The 391-nt window shown below is 76.2% G+C and carries 1 pseudogene; it reads left to right on the top strand.

The features are described from left to right. Positions 1 to 211 precede the first annotated feature (211 nt). Positions 212 to 391 (top strand): annotated as a pseudogene (locus VR44_RS46750) (isoamylase early set domain-containing protein); the annotation flags it as partial.

A 391-nucleotide genomic window follows, 5' to 3' on the forward strand; every position in this document is an offset into this window, starting at 1 on the left:
TGTGAGGGTGGGGCGCCTACTCCGGCCGGCCCTCATCCCGGGCGGAGCCGGCGTGTCCGTGGCACGGTGGCAGGGCGACGAGAGGTCCACGCAGGGCGGGCCCGGCCGGATGTCAGCCACCCCGGCCGGGTCCGTCTCCGGCCTCCCTGCCCCGCCACCAGGTCGACGTACTTCCCCGCTTGTGGGCGGGGGGGCCGGCCGGGTGACCTGCGTGCCGCGCGCGGCACGTCCCGCCGGGGGCGTCCGCCGCACAGGGCGAGGATGCCCGAGCCCCGCCGACACCTTCCCCGGATGGAGACTTCCCGTGCTGGAACGCAAGCAGGTCAAGGGCCGGACCCAGGTCACCTTCCGGCTGCCCGAGGACAACCCCGCCGGGCCGGTGAGCGTGGTA

Origin of the sequence: Streptomyces katrae, assembly GCF_000966975.1 — a bacterium.
Classification (GTDB): Bacteria; Actinomycetota; Actinomycetes; order Streptomycetales; family Streptomycetaceae; genus Streptomyces; species Streptomyces katrae.